22 protein-coding genes, 1 tRNA gene and 2 pseudogenes are annotated in these 22,120 nt (G+C 50.2%); 20 read left to right on the forward strand and 5 right to left on the reverse strand.

Features of this window, described 5'->3' with window-relative positions:
- Positions 1-246 precede the first annotated feature (246 nt).
- The 4 genes from J9880_RS13720 to J9880_RS13735 are packed head-to-tail and all read left to right on the forward strand — an operon-like array spanning position 247 to position 5,104.
- Positions 247-1,422, forward strand: a complete 1,176-nt coding sequence (locus J9880_RS13720; protein ID WP_232769478.1) for a Gfo/Idh/MocA family protein — start codon at positions 247-249, stop codon at positions 1,420-1,422.
- Between the two features lie 2 nt (positions 1,423-1,424).
- The gene (locus tag J9880_RS13725) at positions 1,425-2,492 is read left to right on the forward strand and encodes a Gfo/Idh/MocA family protein (protein WP_232769479.1); all 1,068 of its coding nucleotides are present in this window, start codon (positions 1,425-1,427) and stop codon (positions 2,490-2,492) included.
- A gap of 13 nt (positions 2,493-2,505) precedes the next feature.
- Positions 2,506-3,528, forward strand: coding sequence for a Gfo/Idh/MocA family protein (locus tag J9880_RS13730; RefSeq protein WP_133822893.1), 1,023 nt, complete (start codon positions 2,506-2,508; stop codon positions 3,526-3,528).
- Positions 3,529-3,565: 37 nt separating this feature from the next.
- A complete protein-coding gene (locus J9880_RS13735; RefSeq protein WP_232769480.1) occupies positions 3,566-5,104 on the forward strand; it encodes an MFS transporter in 1,539 nt (512 codons plus the stop codon).
- A 43-nt stretch (positions 5,105-5,147) separates the two neighbouring features.
- Here the strand turns inward: J9880_RS13735 and J9880_RS13740 are convergent, their stop codons facing one another.
- Complete coding sequence (locus J9880_RS13740) at positions 5,148-5,675, reverse strand: GNAT family N-acetyltransferase (RefSeq protein ID WP_095922909.1); 528 nt, start codon at positions 5,673-5,675, stop codon at positions 5,148-5,150.
- A 250-nt stretch (positions 5,676-5,925) separates the two neighbouring features.
- Between J9880_RS13740 and J9880_RS13745 the strand changes: the two genes are divergently transcribed.
- Positions 5,926-6,258 carry a hypothetical protein gene (locus tag J9880_RS13745; RefSeq protein WP_232769481.1) on the forward strand — a complete coding sequence of 111 codons (333 nt, stop codon included), beginning with the start codon at positions 5,926-5,928 and terminating at the stop codon, positions 6,256-6,258.
- Between the two features lie 64 nt (positions 6,259-6,322).
- On the opposite strand, the gene J9880_RS13750 is transcribed toward J9880_RS13745, so the two are convergent.
- Positions 6,323-7,177 (reverse strand): DUF4225 domain-containing protein, encoded by an 855-nt coding sequence (locus tag J9880_RS13750; protein ID WP_166654447.1) that lies wholly within the window; start codon positions 7,175-7,177, stop codon positions 6,323-6,325.
- Positions 7,178-7,438: 261 nt separating this feature from the next.
- Here J9880_RS13750 and nlpA point away from each other — a divergent pair, with 261 nt between their 5' ends.
- The 4 genes from nlpA to kwaB all read left to right on the forward strand — a co-directional run bounded on the left by nlpA (position 7,439) and on the right by kwaB (position 11,150).
- A complete protein-coding gene (gene nlpA / locus J9880_RS13755) occupies positions 7,439-8,257 on the forward strand; it encodes a lipoprotein NlpA (protein WP_232769482.1) in 819 nt (272 codons plus the stop codon).
- Between the two features lie 218 nt (positions 8,258-8,475).
- The gene (locus J9880_RS13760; RefSeq protein WP_232769483.1) at positions 8,476-8,907 is read left to right on the forward strand and encodes a hypothetical protein; all 432 of its coding nucleotides are present in this window, start codon (positions 8,476-8,478) and stop codon (positions 8,905-8,907) included.
- 791 nt (positions 8,908-9,698) lie between these two features.
- Complete coding sequence (gene kwaA / locus J9880_RS13765; RefSeq protein WP_232769484.1) at positions 9,699-10,160, forward strand: anti-phage protein KwaA; 462 nt, start codon at positions 9,699-9,701, stop codon at positions 10,158-10,160.
- A gap of 9 nt (positions 10,161-10,169) precedes the next feature.
- On the forward strand, positions 10,170-11,150 hold the full coding sequence (kwaB, locus tag J9880_RS13770; RefSeq protein WP_232769485.1) for an anti-phage protein KwaB: 981 nt from the start codon (positions 10,170-10,172) through the stop codon (positions 11,148-11,150).
- A 22-nt stretch (positions 11,151-11,172) separates the two neighbouring features.
- On the opposite strand, the gene J9880_RS13775 is transcribed toward kwaB, so the two are convergent.
- The 3 genes from J9880_RS13775 to J9880_RS13785 form a co-directional block, all read right to left on the reverse strand.
- Positions 11,173-12,339: a tyrosine-type recombinase/integrase gene (locus tag J9880_RS13775; RefSeq protein WP_232769486.1), complete on the reverse strand. Its 1,167-nt coding sequence runs from the start codon at positions 12,337-12,339 to the stop codon at positions 11,173-11,175.
- A gap of 160 nt (positions 12,340-12,499) precedes the next feature.
- A tRNA-Arg gene (locus tag J9880_RS13780) sits at positions 12,500-12,574 on the reverse strand.
- Positions 12,575-12,664: 90 nt separating this feature from the next.
- Positions 12,665-13,582 carry a formate/nitrite transporter family protein gene (locus J9880_RS13785; RefSeq protein ID WP_232769487.1) on the reverse strand — a complete coding sequence of 306 codons (918 nt, stop codon included), beginning with the start codon at positions 13,580-13,582 and terminating at the stop codon, positions 12,665-12,667.
- A 248-nt stretch (positions 13,583-13,830) separates the two neighbouring features.
- On the opposite strand from J9880_RS13785, the gene ccmA reads away from it, so the two are divergent.
- The 11 genes and pseudogenes from ccmA (at position 13,831) to mlaA (ending at position 22,059) form a co-directional block, all read left to right on the forward strand.
- Positions 13,831-14,457 carry a cytochrome c biogenesis heme-transporting ATPase CcmA gene (ccmA, locus tag J9880_RS13790; protein WP_095922902.1) on the forward strand — a complete coding sequence of 209 codons (627 nt, stop codon included), beginning with the start codon at positions 13,831-13,833 and terminating at the stop codon, positions 14,455-14,457.
- 21 nt (positions 14,458-14,478) lie between these two features.
- Positions 14,479-15,138, forward strand: coding sequence for a heme exporter protein CcmB (gene ccmB, locus J9880_RS13795; RefSeq protein WP_095922901.1), 660 nt, complete (start codon positions 14,479-14,481; stop codon positions 15,136-15,138).
- Between the two features lie 333 nt (positions 15,139-15,471).
- Positions 15,472-15,807 (forward strand): annotated as a pseudogene (ccsA, locus tag J9880_RS13800) (cytochrome c biogenesis protein CcsA); the annotation flags it as partial.
- A pseudogene (ccsA, locus tag J9880_RS13805) lies at positions 15,789-16,298 on the forward strand (cytochrome c biogenesis protein CcsA); the annotation flags it as partial. The pseudogenes ccsA (J9880_RS13800) and ccsA (J9880_RS13805), both read left to right, overlap by 19 nt.
- On the forward strand, positions 16,295-16,555 hold the full coding sequence (ccmD, locus tag J9880_RS13810) for a heme exporter protein CcmD (protein WP_095922899.1): 261 nt from the start codon (positions 16,295-16,297) through the stop codon (positions 16,553-16,555). The pseudogene ccsA (J9880_RS13805) and the gene ccmD, both read left to right, overlap by 4 nt.
- The gene (gene ccmE, locus J9880_RS13815; RefSeq protein WP_095922898.1) at positions 16,552-17,046 is read left to right on the forward strand and encodes a cytochrome c maturation protein CcmE; all 495 of its coding nucleotides are present in this window, start codon (positions 16,552-16,554) and stop codon (positions 17,044-17,046) included. Before ccmD ends, ccmE begins: the two co-directional genes overlap by 4 nt.
- Positions 17,043-19,016 carry a heme lyase CcmF/NrfE family subunit gene (locus J9880_RS13820; protein WP_095922897.1) on the forward strand — a complete coding sequence of 658 codons (1,974 nt, stop codon included), beginning with the start codon at positions 17,043-17,045 and terminating at the stop codon, positions 19,014-19,016. The genes ccmE and J9880_RS13820 overlap by 4 nt, the downstream gene beginning before the upstream one ends.
- Positions 19,013-19,564 (forward strand): DsbE family thiol:disulfide interchange protein, encoded by a 552-nt coding sequence (locus tag J9880_RS13825; protein ID WP_119822599.1) that lies wholly within the window; start codon positions 19,013-19,015, stop codon positions 19,562-19,564. Before J9880_RS13820 ends, J9880_RS13825 begins: the two co-directional genes overlap by 4 nt.
- Positions 19,561-20,046, forward strand: a complete 486-nt coding sequence (locus J9880_RS13830; protein WP_119822598.1) for a cytochrome c-type biogenesis protein — start codon at positions 19,561-19,563, stop codon at positions 20,044-20,046. Before J9880_RS13825 ends, J9880_RS13830 begins: the two co-directional genes overlap by 4 nt.
- Positions 20,043-21,257, forward strand: coding sequence for a c-type cytochrome biogenesis protein CcmI (gene ccmI / locus J9880_RS13835; protein WP_232769489.1), 1,215 nt, complete (start codon positions 20,043-20,045; stop codon positions 21,255-21,257). Before J9880_RS13830 ends, ccmI begins: the two co-directional genes overlap by 4 nt.
- 34 nt (positions 21,258-21,291) lie before the next feature.
- Positions 21,292-22,059, forward strand: coding sequence for a phospholipid-binding lipoprotein MlaA (gene mlaA, locus J9880_RS13840; RefSeq protein ID WP_095922893.1), 768 nt, complete (start codon positions 21,292-21,294; stop codon positions 22,057-22,059).
- Positions 22,060-22,120 lie beyond the last annotated feature (61 nt).

Raw genomic sequence — 22,120 nt, forward strand, 5'->3', positions numbered from 1 at the left:
ACGCTTAACTGCTTGTAATTGATGGGCTATTCAGAATGATAGCAAATCCCGCAAACGGCACTGCAATTCCTGTCACAAATAGCGGTTGTTGGAAAAAAAATCCATTACTACTCTCCGGAATATAAATCTCAGAAACAAAAAAATAAGGTATTTATCCGCGCTGAATCTTTAAAGAATTCAATACGGTGACGTCCTTTGTGCGGCGTAAATCTGCCCGCTGTCCGGTTCAATATTAGGAGTAAGATAATGCTGAAAATAGCAATTATTGGTACGGGTAATATTTCCCATAACCATATTCAGGGATATTTAGAGTTTGCTGATCGTTGCCAGATTGTTGCGTTGGTAGATATTTATCCGGAGAAAGCCGAAGAGAAAAAACGCCATTACGGCCTGACGAATGCGAAGGTCTACGCCCGCCATGAGGATATCCTCAATCAGGCGGATATCGACATTTTTGACGTCTGTACGCCGCCGTATGTCCATGCGGAAATTTCCATTAATGCGCTCAACGCGGGCAAACATGTGTTGTGCGAAAAGCCGATGGCGGCGTCTTTGCAGGAATGTGACGCGATGATCCGCGCGGCAAACGAGAGCGGCAAAACGTTGTCCATCATTGCGCAGAACCGTTTTACCGATGCGTTCTGGCGGCTGAAAAAAGTGATCGATTCCGGCGAGGCGGGCAAGGTGTGCCACGCGCAGGTGGATTCTTTCTGGTGGCGCGGGCATTCCTATTACGATTTATGGTGGCGCGGCACCTGGGAAAAAGAAGCCGGTGGCTGCACCCTCAACCACGCCGTTCACCATATCGACGCTATTCAGTGGATGCTCGGCTTCCCTTCCGAAGTGGTTTCCATGATCACCAATGCCGCACACGATAATGCGGAAGTGGAAGATCTGTCGGCGGCCATTTTCAAATATGACACCGGCGCGCTGACCCAGCTGACCGCCTCCGTGGTGCATCACGGCGAAGATCAGAAGATTGTGATTCAGGGTGAGAATGCGCGCATTTCAGCCCCGTGGGACAAATACGCCAGCATTTCCGCGCCTAACGGTTTCCCGATCGATGCGCGCGATACGGATCACGAGAATCAGCTGGAAGACATTTACCAGTCGATCCCCAAACTGACCTATACCCTGCATACCGGTCAGATCGACAATTTCCTGACGGCGCTGGAAACCGGCACCGCACCGCTGATAGACGGCATTCAGGGCAAGCGTTCACTGGAGCTGATCGCCGCGATTTATAAATCCGCCATTACCCGCAGCATCGTTTCTCTGCCGCTGACCCCTGCCGATCCGTTCTATCAGACCGGCGGACTGGTTTCGCTGGCACCGCATTTTTATGAAAAATCCGCCTCTGTAGAAAACTTCGCCAATGAAGACGCGATCCCGCTGGGTAAAAACATGGATAAAGGAGCCTGAACATGAGCAATAAAGACGGAATGAACTATGCGCCGGTGGGCAAACCGCAGCCGGTTGTGAAACCGGGAGAGTTCGTGATTGCCGCAGCGGCACTGGATCACGGGCATATCTACGGCATGTGTAACGGATTGATTGAGGCGGGGGCCAGCCTCAGGTGGGTTTACGACCCTGATCCGGCCAAAGTGGAGAAATTTGTCGCGCAGTATCCGCAGGTGAAGGTCGCGGATTCGTTGCAGACGCTGCTTGATGACAAGGAAGTGCAACTGGTCGCCGGTGCGGGCATTCCCGCTGAACGCTGCGCGCTGGGGCTGAAAGTCATGGCGGCCGGCAAAGATTATTTCACCGACAAAGCGCCGCTGACCACGCTGGAACAACTGGCACAGGCGAAGGCGAAAGTAGCGGAAACCGGACGCAAATATGCCGTGTATTACAGCGAACGCCTGCATGTCGAAAGCGCGGTATTTGCCGGACAACTGGTGCAGCAAGGGGCCATCGGCCGGGTGATCCAAACCCTCGGTACCGGTCCGCACCGCGAGGGAGAAGGGCGTCCTGACTGGTTCTACGAGAGAGAACGTTTTGGCGGCATTCTGTGTGATATCGGCAGCCACCAGATTGAACAGTTCCTGTTTTACACCGGCAACCACAACGCCCGCGTGGTGGCCGCACAGGCACTGAATTTCAATCATCCGCAATATCCGCACTTTGAAGATTTTGGCGACACCATGCTGGAAGGCGAAAACGGCGCACGCGGTTATTTCCGCTGCGACTGGTTCACGCCGGAAGGACTGAGCACCTGGGGCGATGGCCGTCTGACGCTGCTCGGCACTGAGGGGTATATCGAGATCCGCAAATATGTCGATCTCACGCTCGGCGAGCAGGACGTGGTGTATCTGGTCAATCAGCAGGGCGAATTCCGCTATCCGGTTTCCGGCAATGTCGGCTTCCCGTTCTTTGGTCAGCTGATCCTGGATTGCCTGAACCGTACCGAACACGCCATGACGCAGGAGCATGCGTTTAAAGCTGCCGAGCTGTGCGTCCGCGCGCAAATGCTGGCAAACGAAACGCACTGAGAAGGGGCGGATCATGAAAACTCTCCAGACGGCGGTGATTGGCTGCGGCGCTATCCATACCTGCCATGTGGCGGCGATCCGGCATGAGCCGGACTGCCAGTTACGGGCGATTGCCGAATGCGATATTGGCAAAGGCCGGGCGCTGGCGCAGGAATATGGCTGTGATTTTTATACGGATTATCACGAAATGTTGTGCGATCCGCAGATTGACGTGGTGCATATCTGCCTGCCGCATCATCTGCACAAGGAGGCTATTCTCGCCGCGCTGGCGGCGGGAAAGCATGTTTTCACTGAGAAACCGGTGGCGCTGAATATCGGTGAAGTCAGCGCCATTAAACTCGCACAGACCCAGGCGGCGGGGCTGGTTGGCGTCTGTTATCAGAACCGCCTGAACCCTTCGAGCCGGAAAATTAAAACGCTGCTGGAAAGCGGGCAACTGGGCAACATGCTGAGTATCAAAGCGGTGCTGACCTGGTCGCGCAGCGGCGCTTATTACACCGAAAGCCTGTGGCGCGGGCGTTTTGCCACCGAGGGCGGCAGCCTGCTGATCAATCAGGCCATCCACACGCTGGATTTAATGCAGTGGTTTGCCGGTGGCGTCCAGGCGCTGAAAGGCGTGGTGGAAAGAACCTTTCTCAGTGATGTGACTGAAAACGAAGACACCGCGATGGCCAGTCTGAAAATGGGCAACGGCGCACGCGGCATGTTTTATGCCACCAACTGTCACAGCACCGATTCGCCGTTGCTGCTGGAAATTCATTGTGAAAAAGGACTGCTGCAGTTGCACCACAATGCGCTGTGGCTGATTGAAGGAGAAAATAAAACACTGCTGGTCAGTGATGACAGCCCGTCAGGGGCAGCAAAAAGCTACTGGGGCGACAGTCACCGTCAGGCAGTCTCAAATTTTTATTATTCCGTTCGTCATCCTGAAGAAAAAAATTATACCTCTGTATCACAAGCCGAAGTGTCTCTGAATATTATCGGGGCAATTTACCGCTCCTCACAATCAGGGAAATGGATCACGCTGGCTGATTGAATAATTTAAAATAACCTTACCTCACAGGATAATAATAATGAAACCTACTGAACGCAGAGTAGGTTACGGCACAGCAATAGGCTATGGCGTAACCGACTTATTTGGTGGCGGTGCATTCGCCGTTATCGGTACCTGGCTTTTATTCTTCTATACCACGTATTGCGGATTGTCCGTTCTGGAAGCGGGATCTATTTTTGCCATCGCCCGTGTGATCGACGCCATATTAAGTCCGATCATGGGCTATATCACCGACCACTTCGGCAATACCTGGCTCGGTAAACGGTTTGGCCGCCGTCGCTTTTTCCTGCTGATCAGTTCGCCGCTGATGTTCCTGTATGCACTGGTCTGGGTCAAGGACATGGGCTACTGGTATTATCTCGGCACTTATCTGTCGATTGAGTTACTTTCAGCGATGGTACTGGTGCCGTGGGAAACGCTGGCCGCAGAGATGACCAACCGTTTTGGCGAACGTACCCGTCTGGCGGGTGTGCGGATGATTTGTTCGCAGCTCGGCGGTTTTCTGGCGGTGTCGGTGCCGGGCGTGATCATGATGTATACCGGTAAAGATAATCCGATGACTTACACCTATACCGGTATGTTTTTCGCCACGGTATTTTGCCTGGCGGTCTTAACCACCTGGATGTGTACCTGGGAAGCCAAAGATGTACGGGATCCCAATGAACCGGAACCGGAAATGGAAACCGGCGGCAGCCTGTGGCACCATCTGAAAAGTCTGGTGCTGGATTTTATCTCGTCCTTTAATATCCGCATGTTCCGCCAGCATATTATTATTTATATCGCTTCTTTCACCGCGATGGACGTATTTGGTGCCGTCTTTACCTATTATGTGGTTTATGGCCTGCATCAGGATGTCGGGGCTGTTTCGGGATATTTAAGCGTTGCCGCGTTTGTTTCAGTACCTTCCACCATTGTCTATATGATGGTCATGGAACGGTTGAATCTTTCGCCCTCTGCGGCGCTGCGTATCGCCTACGGCTGTATATTCTTCGTTCTGGCTGCGCTGTTTTATATTTACATCACCAAAATCACGGTGCCGTTAATTCTCTTCACTTCCATCTTCGTTATTTTGGGGTTCGGACGTTCAGGGCTTTATTATATTCCCTGGAATATTTACAGCTTTATTCCAGATGTCGACGAGATCGTGACCAAAAAACGTCGCGAGGGGATCTTTGCCGGTGTGATGGTGTTTACCCGTAAAAGTACTGTCGCTATTGCCATTATGATCATCGGGCTGGTACTGGAAGAGAGTGGATTTGTGAAAGGGCAGGGCGCGCAACCGCTCAGCGCACTGCATGCGATTATCGGGCTGATGATCTTCGCCACCGGCGCCTTGCTGGCGATCAGTTTCTACATGACCTTCAAATTCAAACTGACGCGGGAAACGCATAAAATTCTGATCAAAGAAACCGCGCGACTCAAACTGGGTGGCGCGCAGGAAGACTGCGACGAAGTATCACGCAAGGTCATTAAAGACCTGACCGGTTACGAATACGACGAAGTGTGGGGCGGAAGCGCGACACGCAAAACCGCGAGGGAAAAATTAGCGATTGAGTAAGCGGTAAAAAAACGGGCAGAGAGACTGCCCGTTTTCTTTTACGTCAGCCTTCCTGCGCTGGCAACGTCTGATTCCCTTCTCCCAGCGCACGCTGCATAAAGACGGTATCCAGCCAGCGGCCATGCTTAAATCCGACGCAATGCAGGGTGCCTTTTATCTGAAAACCGGCCGCGAGATGTAAGTTAATCGAGGCTTTATTTTCACTGTCACCGACATTGCCGATCATCTGCCGGAAGCCATGGGTTTCAGCCCAGTCGATTGCCCGGCGCAGCAACGCCTTACCCGCGCCGCGTTTCTGAAAAGCGGGGTCAATGTAGATCGAATCTTCCAGCGTGTGACGATAGGCGTAACGTTCGCGATAACGCCCGAGGTAGCAATAACCTTTCACTTCTCCCTCATGCAACACCACCAGCCACAGCAGCCCCGCTTCATTAATCTTCTTCAGACGGCTTGCCATCTCGCGTACGTCAGGGGGTTGTGTCTCGAACGACGCAGTGCCGTGCAGCACATGCCAGGCATAAATTTTCTGCATTGCGGGGATATGCTGTTCTTCGGCTTCAATAATTTCCATTCCGGCAGGCTCTCATTGGTTATTTCTGATAAGCCTACTCTTTCCGAAAAGAGGCGGGGAGGGCAAATTGTTTATGACTGATATAAGGAAAAGATCTGGATGTAGTACGGAATTTGAACAGCGAAGGTCGTCTTTTTCGCAAACAATTTTGAGACAAACGTAGCAGATTTATTGAGTTAAGCATTTTCTCAAAATTGATTATGTTATGCTTTTACTCTTTCTGTGGTTGTTATTTTTAAGGATGAAAATAATGAAAAACAAAGCGTTGTTGGTATCAATGAAAACATCCGGGTTTCGCAATAGTGAAATCGAGTGGGTAAGCAACCGGGCGAAGAAGTTAAGCATAACACCCTCAGCACTTCTGTCGGAGTTATCAGCAGTTTTTCTTAAATTGATACTGTCTCATAGTCTGGTTACGATTATTTTTGTGCTCACAATCGTGTTGAATTATCAGGATATAGAAGAGCCAGAATTGATCTCTCTGATATTCACCTATGCTGTCGCTTGTATAATCATTACAATGTTTGGCCCTTTAATTATATCTTTTAAATCGTTTAGAATGTTAAGAAAAGAAAAACTTTGAAATCATAAAATTCGTGGCCTGTAATCGTTATTAGTAGGGGTTTTTAATGGTCAAATCATTTATTTCATTCCGTTGGGAATGGGAAAGGTATAATTGTAGTGACAGGTTGCAGCGAATCACTCATCGATTTGATTGTTAATCCGTCTATCCCTATTTCTATTTTCAATGCTCTGTTTGTCATGTTTCTGAATCCAAATACGGTATCATCATACATATAATAATACAGCCTGTTTTTTTCCGGTTTAAGAACGGATCGTGAGAGGGTATATGTCGATAATAGTAAGTCAACGCCGCCATAGATGATATCCCCTTGCGCGCTTGTTAGGCCAACATGTTGCGCTGCGCTTTCATAACCTTTCCTTAAATATCCTTTATAGGTTGTATTTCCAGTAATAATGGCGGTAAAGTTTTCCTGAATCGCTCCAAGTCCATGGATGACTAATGTAATGCCCGCAATATTACCAATGACCGCACCTGGCCCGGTAACATAACCGCCTCCAATTAATCCAATACCAGTGTGTATCTGAAGAGCGCCTGAAACAATGCCGATACCTTTTACGAAATAATAAAGTGGTGTTTCCAGAGCACTGTCAATGATATCAAGTGACAGTAAAATCATGAGGCTGACTTGTTTATATTTTAACTTAAAAACCTGATCGGAAAGATATCTTCTTTCCTGTTTTAAAACTCGGATAGCTTGAAGTTTTTTGTCAGGTGTTGATTCATCGTTGATTATTTCTTTCTGGTGCTCAATGAAAAGGGAGAGGTTATTGATGAAATCTTGTTTAACTTTGACATTTTTTAAGTAATTCGATGCGATTATCGTTTCTTGTAATAATGCTCTGATTTCAAGATTACCCATTATTTGATAGTAATCATTTGCCCGAGTATTATCTCTATGTAGTATATATTCATCCATTTTATACTTCCACATCCTATGAGGTTGATATTAAAATACAGTTTATCCCCATCTTTTTGCAAATGAATGAAACATCTTTGAGTCACAAATTTCATAAATAAAGCAAAGGAAGTGCGCGCCACATGAGTTATGAGGAAATCGATGCTAATGTCTATATAATTTTATCTTATAAGCGATGCTTTATTGGTTTTTTAAACCGCGCCAAACCTCCTGCTATAGTCAGTTCATTACTCTTTAGCGGTTATTTTTTAAGGAAAAAAAGTGAAACTGACGATAGCTCATTTACGGACCGGCGCGGTGGTATTACTGGCAGGATTGCTGCTGGCGGGATGTGATCAAAAAAGCGGTGATGCCAGGCATATCAAAGTCGGGGTGATTAACGGCGCTGAGCAGGATGTGGCAGAAGTCGCGAAACAGGTCGCCAAAGACAAATACGGGCTGGACGTTGAGCTGGTTGGTTTCAGCGGCGCGTTATTGCCCAATGATGCCACCGAACATGGCGAACTCGATGCCAACGTTTTCCAGCACCGTCCGTTCCTTGAGCAGGATAACAAAGCTCATGGCTACCATCTGGTGACCGTCGGCAACACCTTTGTCTTCCCGATGGCGGGCTACTCGAAAAAAATCAAAACCGTGGATCAACTGAAAGATGGCGCAACAGTGGCGATCCCAAATGATCCGACCAACTTAGGCCGTGCACTTCTGCTGCTGCAAAAAGAGAAACTGATCACGTTGAAAGAAGGCAAGGGCTTGCTGCCAACGGCGCTGGATATCACCGAAAACCCGCATCATCTGAATATTATGGAACTGGAAGGCGCGCAACTCCCCCGCGTACTGGACGACCCGAAAGTCGATGTGGCGATCATCAGCACCACCTACATCCAGCAAACCGGTTTATCGCCGGTGCATGACAGCGTATTCATCGAAGATAAAAATTCGCCGTACGTGAACATTCTGGTTTCACGTCCCGATAATAAAGACGCGGAAAATGTGCAGGAGTTTCTGAAATCCTATCAGTCGCCGGAAGTGGCAAAAGCGGCGGAGAAGATCTTTAACGGCGGGGCGGTTCCGGGCTGGTGATTGGGTCGGAAAACCAGGTTTCCTGATATGTTTAAGCGTTCAGATGGGGGAGGCTACAAGATATCTTCCCCTGATTATTTTTTTGATGACTTGAGATGACTCATTTTAATTGATACGTGTTTGTCTTACTAACTAGTGGTTGCTATTTTTCTCTGCAATATATTAATCTTAACAGATTGATGATTTCTATTAATTCTAATATATGCATGGGGTTTTTAGTGGACACAGCAAAGGCAGGGCAAGCAAAAGCGTTTGGCAAGATTAAGGAGTTAGGAGCTACAGATATCTTGATTACTAAGGAGAGTAATAAAACATTTTTTACATTCAAAGCCCCGAATGGTAAACGATATAAATTCACAACCCGGTCCAAAAAATCAAAAACCTGGCAGACCTCAATCACTTACGGAAAAGAATGCCCTGCTAATCAAAATGAATCAGAATTTTGGGTTTTTGTTGATATCACGAATGAACAGGGGGCGTTTTATATAGTTCCTCTTTTCTGGGTAAAGAACGATATTTATATTGTTCACAAGGAATATCTCAAAAAACACGGTGGACATCGCCCCTTCAATGAAAACTCAATACATCATTCCATTGCAGTTAAAAGAATTGAAAAATGGAAAGATGAATGGAGATTAATGGGGTTTTGAACCCTAAAATCTGCAACTTCCGGTCCTTCTCCGAACCAGATCACTGTCACACTTTTGTGATGAGCATGATATTTTTTCCCTATGCTAAGTTTCAGAGTCTGGGCATACAGTTGGATCATAAAGGAGGTTAAGACAGTATCACGCCCGCCTAGCTTGAAAAAATATCGACTTGTCTGAGTAACTCAGTAAAAGAAACGTGGGAAGAAGCACGACGAAACAGTGAGGCAAAAAGTACGGTTGTACGCCGAAGTTAATCCGGTGAGCGCAATGCACAAACGCGGACTGACAGATTTTTAGCCTTACATTTTTTTCAGTTTTGATTTTCATCCCTTGTGCTGCCAAGGCGCGTGGCGCAAGGGTTCTCACGACTTACCCCACCTAAAACTCCTTGTCTTTTTCTCTCCTCATTTTCGCGTAAAATAGAAAAATTCTTTGCAAACATAAGGTTAACCAGCATTCAACAAGATAGCCAAAACACTAAAACTGAAAAATACTGAAATTCATTTCAATCTTTTCAGTTTGAGATTTGCTAGAGAACCCCAGACGCGGCGCGGTCTAGCGTATCGGTTTGTAGAAAATGAAAACTGAAAAAATTATGCATTGCAAAAACCGCAGGCGGGTGCGGTGTAGTGCAATTTTTGTTATTTGAACCTTAATTTTTATGAACAAAATGATGTGTAAAGTGATCGTGCTCATACACTTAGATTGTTTCTAGAAAACTTGTATTTTACTATGCTGGATGTATTGTAAGAAAAGGGATTGTGATATCGAATCTAGAAAAGGGGGCTTAATTGGACGCTGATAATAAAAAACAGAGAGAGCAAACAAGAAGAAAAATAGATTTATATATATTATCTCTTGCTATTCTATTTGGTTTTTTTATATTTATTACATGTAAAGTCCCGATGTGTTTTTCATCAACTTGTGAATATATTGGCTCGTGGGAGCTATTAAAAACAAATATCGTTCCTGCTGTATGCATATTATTATTGTTGTATTGCCGCTTCGCTTATTCAAGATTCAAAAAAGACACAAGGAGGTCAGTTGAATTACCTTTTGAAATCATTAAGATAGAAAAAATAAATTACGAGCATTTAACATTTTTGGCAACCTACATAATACCTTTAATTACATTTGACTTTGAAAAGGAAAGGTATGTTTTTGTGTTGGGAGCATTATTGATTATCATGGGTATAATATATATAAAAACTGATCTTTTCTATGCTAATCCTTCTTATTATTCTGGTAATTAAGGGATTTTTATGACTGCACAGGTTTTAACTAAAGAACAGCTGGATGTGGATCTCCGGTATTACGTAGAAAATAAGGATTCAATTGCTGTAATTGTTTATGCAATAACTAAAGGAGATCCTACTCCCCTAAGGATGGACATCGAGGCTCCAGCTCAATCTGGACTTAAATCTCTTTTTTTAGATGTAATACAGAAAGATGTTATCGATAACGAAGAATTAACACTGTTGCCTCTTTCATCCGCTGATGAAAGAGGCAAAGTGCTTTATCACTATGATATCGAAATACCTGAAGAATTAAACTGTTTGAATCGAAGTTTAGGCCAACCAGATGAACAGGAATTTGATTTCAATGTTCATAAATTAGAAGATATAAGAGTTTTACTTATCTGCATAGGTAATGTTGGGAGGCAGATAATTTTATATAAAACAATGGCTCCTGTAAATATTTTCTCACAGGATAGCTTCTTCCTTGTGAAGTCAGATACAAGGCTTAAGGAAATAAAAGAGGATTTCTTCAGAGTTAGTGGTAATTTTCAAATAATAAAAGTCAATGAAAACCTCTTTGTCGTTGATCTGAGATTAGTTGAGAAGATGTTCGGTTTTCATGAAGTAATAAAAAAGGAAGCGACTCAGGGGATGCAGGCTATCAGTGATATGAATATTGTAGCTAATATGAATGTTATAGAGGAGTTAATTGCTGATGTTAAATATGCTAGGAAGCTGACAAGAGTAGCCAAGGCTTCACCTGTAATTAAAGCCGGAATTGATAATTTGAGTATCATTCAGTTCTGTAAAACCTATCCAACTCTCAAAGATCGCATCCGTTTTAATGAAGATGAAACAATGATTTCTTTAGATACAAAGGTGTCTAAAGATTTATTCATAAAAGTTTTAATGGACGACTTTTTAACATCTCAGTTAACTAAGTTTTATTATGATAGTATTGCTAAAGACACTTTAGCCGCCGAAGAAGATGCTGTGGTTAACTAATTATATATTGTGGTGATACCATTCACCACAATATTTTATTTGAGTACCATTCAAGCATTTCTCTACGACCATCCAAGTACTGCGCATGATTATAAGTCCCTCGAATTGAGTTCTTATCAACATGCGCAAGCTGCATCTCAATCCAGGCACTATCAAAACCTTCCTCATGCAAGACAGTGCTCATGGTGTGCCTGAATCCATGCCCTGTGGCTTTGCCATGATATCCGATCAGTTTGAGCACCTTATTAATGCTCCCTTCACTCATCGGCTTGCTGGCATCATTGCGCCCAGGGAACACAAGCTGATAACGACCTGTAAGCGTCTCTAATTGCCGTAGGATACCCACTGCGTGAGTGGATAATGGTACCAGGTGAGGGCGTTTCATTTTCATACGTTCCGCAGGGATCTCCCACATAGCATTTTCTAAATCAAACTCCTCCCATCTTGCTGCCCTTAACTCGATTGTTCGGGTGCCGGTTAGCATCAGCAGCTGCGTGGCCAATTTAGTGATGATGCTGCCTGAGTAGGAATCCAGAGCTTTTATAAAAGCAGGGAGTTCATCCGCCATCAGGAAGGGGTAGTGGTTTCTTTTTGGTGTCTGTAAGGCGCTGGCCAGATCTGGAGCTGGGTTATATGCGGCGCGGCCAGTAATAACCGCGTAGCGGAATACCTCTCCACAGCGCTGGCGTACTTTACTGGCTAATTCGACCGCTCCCCGGCCTTCAATTTTCTGAAGTACAAGCAGTAACTCTAAAGGCTGGATCCCACCAATAGCCCTTTCACCCAGGAAAGGAAACACATTCAACTCAAGAAGGCGAATCACTGACTGAGCGTAATTCTCTGTCCAAGATGCTTTCTTAGCGGCATGCCATTCCAGAGCAATAGCTTTGAAGGTATTGCCAGCAGCGGACATCTGAGCAAGTTTACCGGTTTTGCGGGCTTCACTAGGATTAATACCTTTGGCCAGTTGGGATTTGGCTTCTTCACGTTTGGTACGCGCATCGGCTAAAGAAACTGCGGGATACACACCAAAAGAAATCATTTTTGGTTTACCTGCAAAGCGATATCTGAACCGCCAGCCCTTCGCGCCCGAGGTTTCGACGAGTAAAGAAAGCCCATTACCATCATTGAGGGTGAAGGATTTTTCGGCTGGTTTGGCGCGTTTTATTTGGATATCACTGAGTGGCATGTGTATAGCTCTCTACATCGAACCTGAGTTATACGCAATTATATACACAATTGTGCGAGCTTTTACCGCATTTTATTAGATGTGTTGAGACGTGGGTTTAGTTTATTGATTTGAAATGTATGGATTTTTAGACTTTAAGAGACGTAATGAGAAGTGAAAATGGTGTCCCCTACAGGAATCGAACCTGTAACTAGCCCTTAGGAGGGGCTTGTTATATCCGTTTAACTAAGGAGACACGGGCGCCTGTGGAAAGCGCCCGCGTAGTATACCCATTTTTCTCAGAATAATAAGGCGTCAGACTGCCGTTTGGTTGTTTCCTCGCCAGTCAGGGTTTTGCGGCCTCTTTTTTCGCGGCTTCCCGTTCCTCTTTTTTCGCCTTCGCTTTCTTCTGATTACTCATATCGTTACGGATCTGCGCGTGGCTGATCAGCGCGAAGATAAAGGTGCCGCCGAAGATGTTTCCGGCAAGCGTCGGCAGGGCGAAAGGCCAGATAAATTCATACCAGGGGATGGCACCGGAGAACACCAGATACAGGATTTCTACCGAGCCGACCACGATGTGCGTCAGGTCGCCAATCGCCACCATATAGGTCATCAGCATGATCACCCACAGCTTGGCGGTACCGGCGGAGGGGATCATCCAGACCATTGTCGCAATCAGCCAGCCGGAGACCATGCCGCCGACAAACATGCCTTCGGCGTCTTTCTCCATGATTTCCAGACTGATGGTGCGGAATGCCTCGTCGGTCGCCGTATCGAAAAAGGGCACCAGATGAAAGACCAGCGCCGCCAGCCCGCCGCCAATCACGTTACCCGCCAGCACGATGGCCCATAAACGCAGCAGCAGCAGGATATTCCTGCCGGTCGGTTTTTGCATGATCGGCAAAACGGCGGTGACAGTGTTTTCGGTAAATAACTGCTGGCGCGCCATGATCACAATAATGAACCCGACGGTATAACCGAGGTTTTCGATAAAAAAACGTTCCGGCGTATCGGGCAGACGGGCGTGAAGAATGCCTTTCGCCATCAGCGAGGCGCTGATCGACAGCCCGGCGGCAATGGCTGACCACAGCAGCGCCTGTCCGTCGCGCTCGAGTTCTTTCTCCCCTTCCATGCGGATGACTTCATGTACGGCGGCCGCTTTCGACGGCAAATTCTCCTCGCCGGTTTCGATCTTTTTGCCTTGCGCGTGTTCGTCGCTGTCGACATCGTTATCATCGCGATGCTTTTTTTCTTCAGTCATTGTTGTTCCCCAAAAGTACGGCAAGTCAGTTTTATTGGTGTTCCTGAATAAGCATAGGCGAGGCGGGAAGATTATGAGCAGGTATACAAAAAAGTTACAAACCGTTAACCCATGAACCTTATGGGACATTTTACGGAATGTTTGCTGGATTTCAGGGATTTCAACCCTGTAAACTGTCGTCCCCTAAGCTGCGTCACGTCCGGCGCCTGTGATATGATGCGCACTTGTGAAAAATAAGAGACATCACCATGTTTGAAGCCCTTAACCTGAGCTGTGTTCGCGATGAGCGGACCTTGTTTAGCGGCTTAAGTTTCACTATCGAACCGGGTGAAATGGTGCAGATTGAAGGCCGTAACGGTGCCGGTAAAACCAGTTTACTGCGTATTCTTGCCGGGTTGTCCTCTCCGGACGCCGGTGAAGTCCGCTGGCAGGGCGTGAGTACCCGCCGTCAGCGCGATATTTTCCATCAGCAACTTCTGTACCTCGGCCATCAGCCCGGCGTAAAGTCAGTGCTCACTGCGTTTGAAAACCTTGCCTTCTGTCAGTCAGTGACCGGAAAAACCAATGCCGACGCTATTTATCAGGCGCTGGAGAATGTCGGTTTACTGGGCTACGAAGATGTGACGGTGGCGCAGATGTCAGCCGGACAGCAACGCCGTGTCGCGCTGGCGCGTTTATGGCTGAGTGAAGCGCCGCTGTGGATCCTCGATGAACCGCTGACCGCGATTGATAAACAGGGCGTTGCCACACTGATTGCCCTGTTTGAGCAACATGCGCAGCAGGGCGGAATGGTGCTGCTGACCACGCATCAGGATTTGCAGGGTGTGAACCGCGACGTGCGAAAACTTCGTCTGACCAGTGCTGAGCCGGTGTGACGCGAAAGGGAAAGAATAGGAATGTTTACGAAAGTCCTGCGCCGCGAGCTGAAAATCGCCTTTCGCAAAAGCGCTGAAATTATTAACCCGCTGTGGTTCTTCCTGATTGTGATTACGCTGTTCCCGCTCGGGATCGGCCCCGAGCCTAAATTACTGGCACGCATTGCACCCGGCATTGTCTGGGTCGCCGCGCTGCTGTCCTCGTTGCTGGCGCTGGAAAGGTTGTTCCGTGACGACTACCTGGACGGCTCGCTTGAACAACTGTTGTTACTGCCTTCGCCGCTGGCACTCACGGTTCTGGGGAAAGTATGTGCTCACTGGGTGGTGACCGGTTTGCCGTTACTGATCCTCTCTCCGCTGATTGCTTTGCTGCTTTCACTGGATTTTGACACCTGGAAAGCCGTCGCACTGACGATTTTACTGGGGACGCCGACGCTGAGTTTTATCGGCGCGATTGGTGTGGCGCTGACCGTCGGGTTGCGCAAGGGCGGCGTTCTGCTCAGTCTTCTGGTGCTGCCGCTGTACATTCCGGTGCTGATTTTTGCCACCGGCGCGATTGATGCCGCCTCGATGTCGATGCCCGTTGGCGGTTATCTGGCCATTCTTGGTGCGATGCTGGCGGGCAGTGCGACGCTGGCGCCATTCGCGACGGCCGCTGCTCTGCGAGTCAGTGTTCACTAACCCGTCATGCTTCGAGCCGCAGATGCGTTGGCTGCGCTTCGCCACCCGAATCACTTACTTGTGTAAGCTCATCGGGATGGCGTCGTTTGCCGCCTTCCTGCAACCCGAATTATTTAGGGTTAACCTGGACGCTGGCCAGTAGCACAGAATTATTTTACGTGTCGTTACAATAGAGAAGAAAAAACGCAACCTTTGACTAACATCACACTTCTCTATAGTGAACAATAGAGACGCCAACAATAAGTGCGGGTGATTGAAGGCTGACCGCGCAAGAACCCACCGAGGTTCCACGGCATATCACACAGTGACATTTTATAGTGAGCAACGATAACAATGTGGAAATGGTTACATCAACTCGCAAGGCCTGAACGGCTTTACCACGTCTGTGGCCGGTTCATTCCCTGGCTCGGCATTATGGGTCTTGCCTGCCTGCTGATCGGCTGGGTATGGGGTTTTGGCTATGCGCCTCCGGATTACCAGCAAGGTAACAGTTACCGGATAATGTATATCCATGTCCCGGCGGCGATCTGGTCGATGGGCATTTACAGCGCGATGGCGATCGCGGCATTTATCGGCCTGGTGTGGCAGATGAAAATGTCGGATCTGGCGGTGGCTGCGATGGCACCGGTCGGCGCGGTGTTCACGTTTATCAAGGTAACAGTTACCGGATAATGTATATCCATGTCCCGGCGGCGATCTGGTCGATGGGCATTTACAGCGCGATGGCGATCGCGGCATTTATCGGCCTGGTGTGGCAGATGAAAATGTCGGATCTGGCGGTGGCTGCGATGGCACCGGTCGGCGCGGTGTTCACGTTTATCGCGCTGGTCACCGGCTCCGCATGGGGCAAGCCGATGTACAACGCCTTCGACGACCGCCGTCTGGCCGGACGTGCCGCCGGTATTCTGGTGCTGGTCGGCGTGGTTAACATTCCCATCATCCATTACTCCGTGCAGTGGTGGAACACCCTGCATCAGGGATCCACTAACATGCAGCAGACCATCGACCCGAGCATGCGTTATCCGCTGCGCTGGGCGATCTTCGGTTATCTGTTCTTCTTTATTACCCTGACGCTGATGCGTTTGCGTAACCTGATTTTGGTTCAGGAACGTCTGCGTCCGTGGGTGGCTGGCTTGCTGAATAAGGAGCATCGCGGATGAGCCCTGCATTCTCAAGCTGGCATGATTTCTTTGCGATGGGCGGCTATGCCTTTTATGTCTGGCTGTCGGTCGCCGCCACCCTGATTTCCCTGATTGCGCTGGTGGTGCATACCTTTGTGCAGCACCGGCAGATCCTAGGCGAGGTTCATCGTCGTCAGGCGCGTGAAAAACGTATCAGTCAGTCTCAGTCTAAAAAACAGCAAGACGCGCAGACGTCACCGCTGGAACCGGACACTTCCCCGGAGAAGTTATTGTGAATCCACGTCGTAAAAAGCGGCTGTCGCTGGCGCTGGTGGTGCTGATCGGCCTTGGCCTGAGCATCTCACTGGTGATGTACGCGCTGCGCTCGAATATTGATTTGTTTTATACACCCAGTGAAATATTGCAGGGCAAAGGCGAAGACCACGAAATGCCGACCGTTGGCCAGCGCCTGCGCATCGGCGGCATGGTGATGCCCGGTTCCGTGAAGCGTGATCCGAAAAGTTTGCAGGTCAGTTTTAAAATTTATGATGCGCGCGGCGCGATCGCGGTGACATACAACGGCATCCTGCCGGATCTGTTCCGCGAAGGGCAGGGCGTGGTGGCGCAGGGCGTGATGGAACCGGGGAACGTGGTGAATGCCATTCAGGTTCTGGCGAAACACGATGAAAAATATGTGCCGCCGGAAGTTGCCGACGCCATGAAAGAAAACCACAAAGGGCCGGCTTCGGCCTATGTGGGCAACGATAAAGGAAATGACCGCTCATGATGCCGGAACTGGGAACATTTGCACTCTGTCTGGCGTTAGGTCTGGCGGTGTTACTGAGTATTTATCCGCAGTGGGGCGCTGCCCGTCAGGACAGCCGGATGATGGCAATGGCGCGTCCGCTGGCGTACGGCATGTTCGCCTGCATCGTGCTGGCCTTCATTATTCTGGTGCATGCGTTTGTGGTGAATGATTTTACCGTCGCGTATGTCGCCAATAACTCCAACACCCGTCTGCCGGTATATTACCGCGTGGCGGCCACCTGGGGCGCACACGAAGGTTCGCTGCTGCTGTGGGTGTTATTGCTGAGTTGCTGGACGCTCGCCGTGGCGCTGTTCAGCCGCCGTATGCCGCAGGATGCGGTGTCGCGCGTGCTGGCGGTGATGGGCATGATCACCGGCGGTTTCCTGCTGTTTATTTTGCTGACGTCGAATCCGTTTATCCGCTCTTTGCCGAATTTCCCGGTAGACGGCAGCGACCTGAATCCGGTGTTGCAGGATATCGGCCTGATTTTCCATCCGCCTTTGCTGTACATGGGCTACGTCGGTTTCTCCGTGGCCTTTGCATTCGCGATTGCTTCGCTGATGGCCGGTCGTCTGGATACCGCATGGGCGCGCTGGTCACGTCCGTGGACACAAGCCGCGTGGGTGTTTCTGACTATCGGCATTGTGCTCGGGTCCGCCTGGGCGTATTACGAATTAGGCTGGGGCGGCTGGTGGTTCTGGGATCCGGTTGAGAACGCCTCCTTTATGCCGTGGCTGGCCGGTACGGCGCTGATCCACTCGCTGGCGGTGACCGAAAAGCGCGGGACGTTTAAAGCCTGGACGGTACTGCTGGCGATCACCGCGTTCTCGCTGTGTCTGCTCGGCACTTTCCTGGTGCGCTCCGGCGTGCTGGTCTCCGTTCACTCGTTTGCTTCGGATCCGGCGCGCGGCATGTTTATCCTCGCTTATCTGGTGATTGTGATCGGCGGCTCGCTGCTGCTGTATGCCTTCAAAGGTAACTCGGTGCGCGCGCCGAGCCGTCACGAATTACACTCTCGCGAAAGCTATCTGCTGGGCAACAACGTGCTGCTGGTGGCGGCGATGCTGGTGGTATTGCTCGGAACATTGTTGCCGCTGATCCACAAACAGCTCGGGCTGGGCAGTATTTCTATCGGCGAACCCTTCTTTAATACGATGTTTACCTGGCTGATGGCACCGCTGGCGCTGCTGCTGGGGATCGGGCCGCTGGTGCGCTGGCGTCGTGATGAACCGAGCAAACTGTGGCGTCGTCTGGGCCTGGCGCTGGTCGTCACGCTGGTCTTGTCGATTCTTCTGCCGTGGTTGTTGCAGGATAAAATTGTCGGCATGACCGTGGTCGGTATGCTGATGTCGGTGTGGGTGATCGTGCTTACGCTGATGGAATTGCACGAACGCGCCACGCACCGTCATTCATTCTGGCGCGGTCTGACCAAACTTTCCCGCAGTCACTGGGGCATGGTGCTTGGCCATCTCGGCGTGGCGGTCACGGTGATCGGCATTGCCTTCAGCCAGAATTACAGCGTGGAGCGCGATGTGCGCATGAAGTCCGGCGATACCGTGGATATTCATGACTATCACTTTATTTTCCGCGATGTTCGTGACATTACCGGCCCGAACTATACCGGCGGTGAGGCGAATATTGACGTCACGCAGAACGGCAAAAAAGTCACCACGCTTCACGCTGAAAAACGCTTCTACAGCGTGGCGCGCAGCATGATGACCGAAGCGGCCATCGACGGCAATCTGGCGCGTGACCTGTACGCCGCGCTGGGTGAAGAGATGGACGACGGATCCTGGGCGGTGCGGTTGTACTACAAACCCTTTGTCCGCTGGATCTGGCTCGGCGGCCTGTTTATGGCGGCGGGCGGCGTGCTGTGTATTCTCGATCCGCGCTATCGCATGAGCAAAAAGCTTAAGAAGCAAGGGCTGACGGAGGCTGAAGAAGCATGAACCGTAAACTCCTCTTTATTCCGCTGATCTTGTTTCTGGCGCTGGCGGCGGCTTTTCTGGTGCAACTGACCCGCAATGCCAACGGCGATGATCCGACCTTGCTGGAATCTGCCCTGATCGGCAAACCAGTGCCGGTGTTTAAACTGGAATCGCTGGCGCAGGCGGGGAAAACCTACGATCAGTCGGTACTGCGCGACGGCAAACCGATGCTGCTCAATGTCTGGGCGACGTGGTGCCCGACCTGCCGCGCCGAACACGATTATCTGAATACCCTCGCCGCCAAAGGCGTGCGCGTGGTCGGGCTGAATTATAAAGACGACCGGCAGAAAGCGGTCAACTGGCTGAATACGCTGGGTAATCCTTACATGCTGAGTCTGTACGACGGCGACGGCATGCTGGGGTTAGATCTGGGGGTTTACGGTGCGCCGGAAACGTTCCTGATCGACGGACAGGGCATTATCCGCTATCGCCATGCCGGTGACCTGAATGAAAAGGTCTGGCAGAGCGAAGTCTTGCCGCTGTACAAAAAATACGGAGGCAGCGTATGAGACTGATTTCGTCACTGCCCGCGTTGCTGCTGGGCATGCTGCTGAGTGTCAGCGCCTTTGCGTCGATTGATACGTATCAGTTCACATCGCCGGAGCAGGAACAGGCTTACCGCGACATCACCGCTCAGCTGCGCTGTCCGAAATGCCAGAACACCAATATCGCGGCGTCGGATTCGATCATCGCCGCCGATATGCGCACCAAGGTGTTTCAGCTGCTCAATGAAGGGCAGGATCGCCAGCAAATCGTGGCCTATATGGTGGCGCGTTACGGTAATTTCGTCACTTACGAACCGCCGGTCACGCCCTCGACAATCATTTTGTGGCTCGGTCCGGTGCTGGTGATTGTGATTGGCGCGGGAATGATTTTCATGCGTTCCCGCCGTGGTAGGGTGCGCACGATAAACACAACAGAAGACATGTCAGAACAAGAGAGACAGCGCCTGGCGCAGTTACTTAAAGACAGCGACGGGAAAGGATCATGAGCATTTTTTGGCTGTGCATTATTGTGATGCTGGTTATCGCGCTGGCACTGTTTATTGTGCCGGTGGTGCGTGGCGACCGGGCGGAACATACCTCCCGCGATGCGCTGAACAAAGCGTTTTACCATCACCGTCTGAGTGAGCTGGAAGAAGACGAAGCGCAGGGCGTGGTGGATGAGCGTCCGGCGCATATTCAGGAGTTACAGGAAAACCTGCTGACGGACATTCCTGCCGGACAGGCACCGGTTGCGGTTCAGCCGATAGGCCGCTGGACGCTGGTGCCGGGCGGTATTCTGCTGGTGATCATCACGCTGGGGCTGTATCTCTACGCCGGTGGTCTGGGGCAGGTGAGTGCGTGGAATCAGGTGATGCAACACATGCCTGATCTGCGCCACCGCATTGCTGACGATCACGGTGCGCCGCTGACCGCCACGGATGTGCAGGATCTGGGGCTCGGATTGCGTACCGATTTGCAGGCTAATCCGGATAATATTCAGGACTGGGTGATGCTTGGCCGGGTCGGGATGGCGCTCAACAATGCCGCCACTGCCACGCAGGCGTATGCCCATGCGTATCAGCTCGCGCCAAACGATATGTCCGTCAAACTCGGTTATGCCGAAGTGCTGACCCGCTCGTCGGATCCGCAGGATAACCTTACCGGCGGCAATCTGTTACGCAGTATGCTGGAAAAATCTCAGGGCGATCTGCGTGTGCTAAGCCTGCTGGCCTATAATGAATATGAACAGGGTCACTACCCGCAAGCCATTGGCGCGTGGGAAGTTATGCAGAAAATCCTGCCTGCCGGGGATAAGCGTCTGGAAATGGTTAACGCCAGCATTGCACAGGCAAAACAGAAAGCCGGTCTGGATCAGGCTAAACTGGCGGTCAATGTGACGCTTTCTGCTGACGCACAGACGAAACTTCCGCAGAATGGCACGGTCTTTATTTCCGTGACAGATGGCAGCAGTCCGGTGCCGGTAGCGGTTAAAAAGCTGCCGCTCAGCCGCTTCCCGCTGGCGATCACTGTCGATGACAGTAACGCAATGATGCCGGAACGCTTGCTTTCTTCGCTGCATCAATTAAAAGTACGCGTTCGTATTTCACAAAATGGTCTGGCAACCCCGGCCTCAGGTGACTGGTACGGCGACAGTCCGCTGACTGATTTTTCCGGCAACGGTCAGGTCAGCATCGACATTAATCAGCAGGTTCCATAATAAGGAACCGACGATCAAAAACAGGGAGATATCCATGAACTTACGCCTGACTGGGCTGGCGTTTGCGACAGTTTTGCTGGTCGGTTGTGCCGGCACGTCCGGATCTTCGGACAGCGAACAGCAAGGACGTTCTGATCCGCTGGAAGGTTTCAACCGGGTGATGTTCGACTTTAACTACAACTATATGGATCCGTACCTCGTGCGGCCTGTTGCCGTCGCATGGCGTGATTACGTGCCGCAACCGGCGCGTAACGGTACCAGCAATTTCCTCAGCAACCTTGATGAACCGGCCAGCATGGTCAACTCCTTGCTGAAAGGCGATCCGTACCGTGCGGCGATCCACTTCAACCGTTTCTTCCTGAACACGCTTCTGGGGATGGGCGGTCTGATTGACGTGGCGGGCATGGCGAATCCGAAACTGGCGCGCGAGGAAGCACAAGGCTTCGGCAGCACGCTGGGACATTACGGTGTCGGCTACGGTCCGTATGTGGTTCTGCCGGGTTATGGCAGCGCGACCATTCGTGATGAAGGGGGCGATCTGGTCGATGATCTGTACCCGATGCTCAGCTACCTGACCTTCTGGATGTCGGCCGGTAAATGGGTACTGGAAGGCGTCGAAACCCGTGCTGAACTGCTCGATTCTGATGGCCTGATCCGTAACTCTTCTGATCCGTATCTGTTTATTCGTGAAGCATACTTCCAGCGTCATGATTTCCTGGCGAGAGGCGGTCAGCTGACGCCGCAGGAAAACCCGAACGCGGCATTGATTCAGGGCGACCTGAAGGATATCGATGCGGAATAACCGTTTCTTGTGCATAAAAAAAGCGCCTTCCGGCGCTTTTTTTCTCTCTGGCGTAACTTTG

This window comes from Rahnella victoriana (genome assembly GCF_021276285.1).
GTDB classification, from domain to species: Bacteria; Pseudomonadota; Gammaproteobacteria; order Enterobacterales; family Enterobacteriaceae; genus Rahnella; species Rahnella victoriana.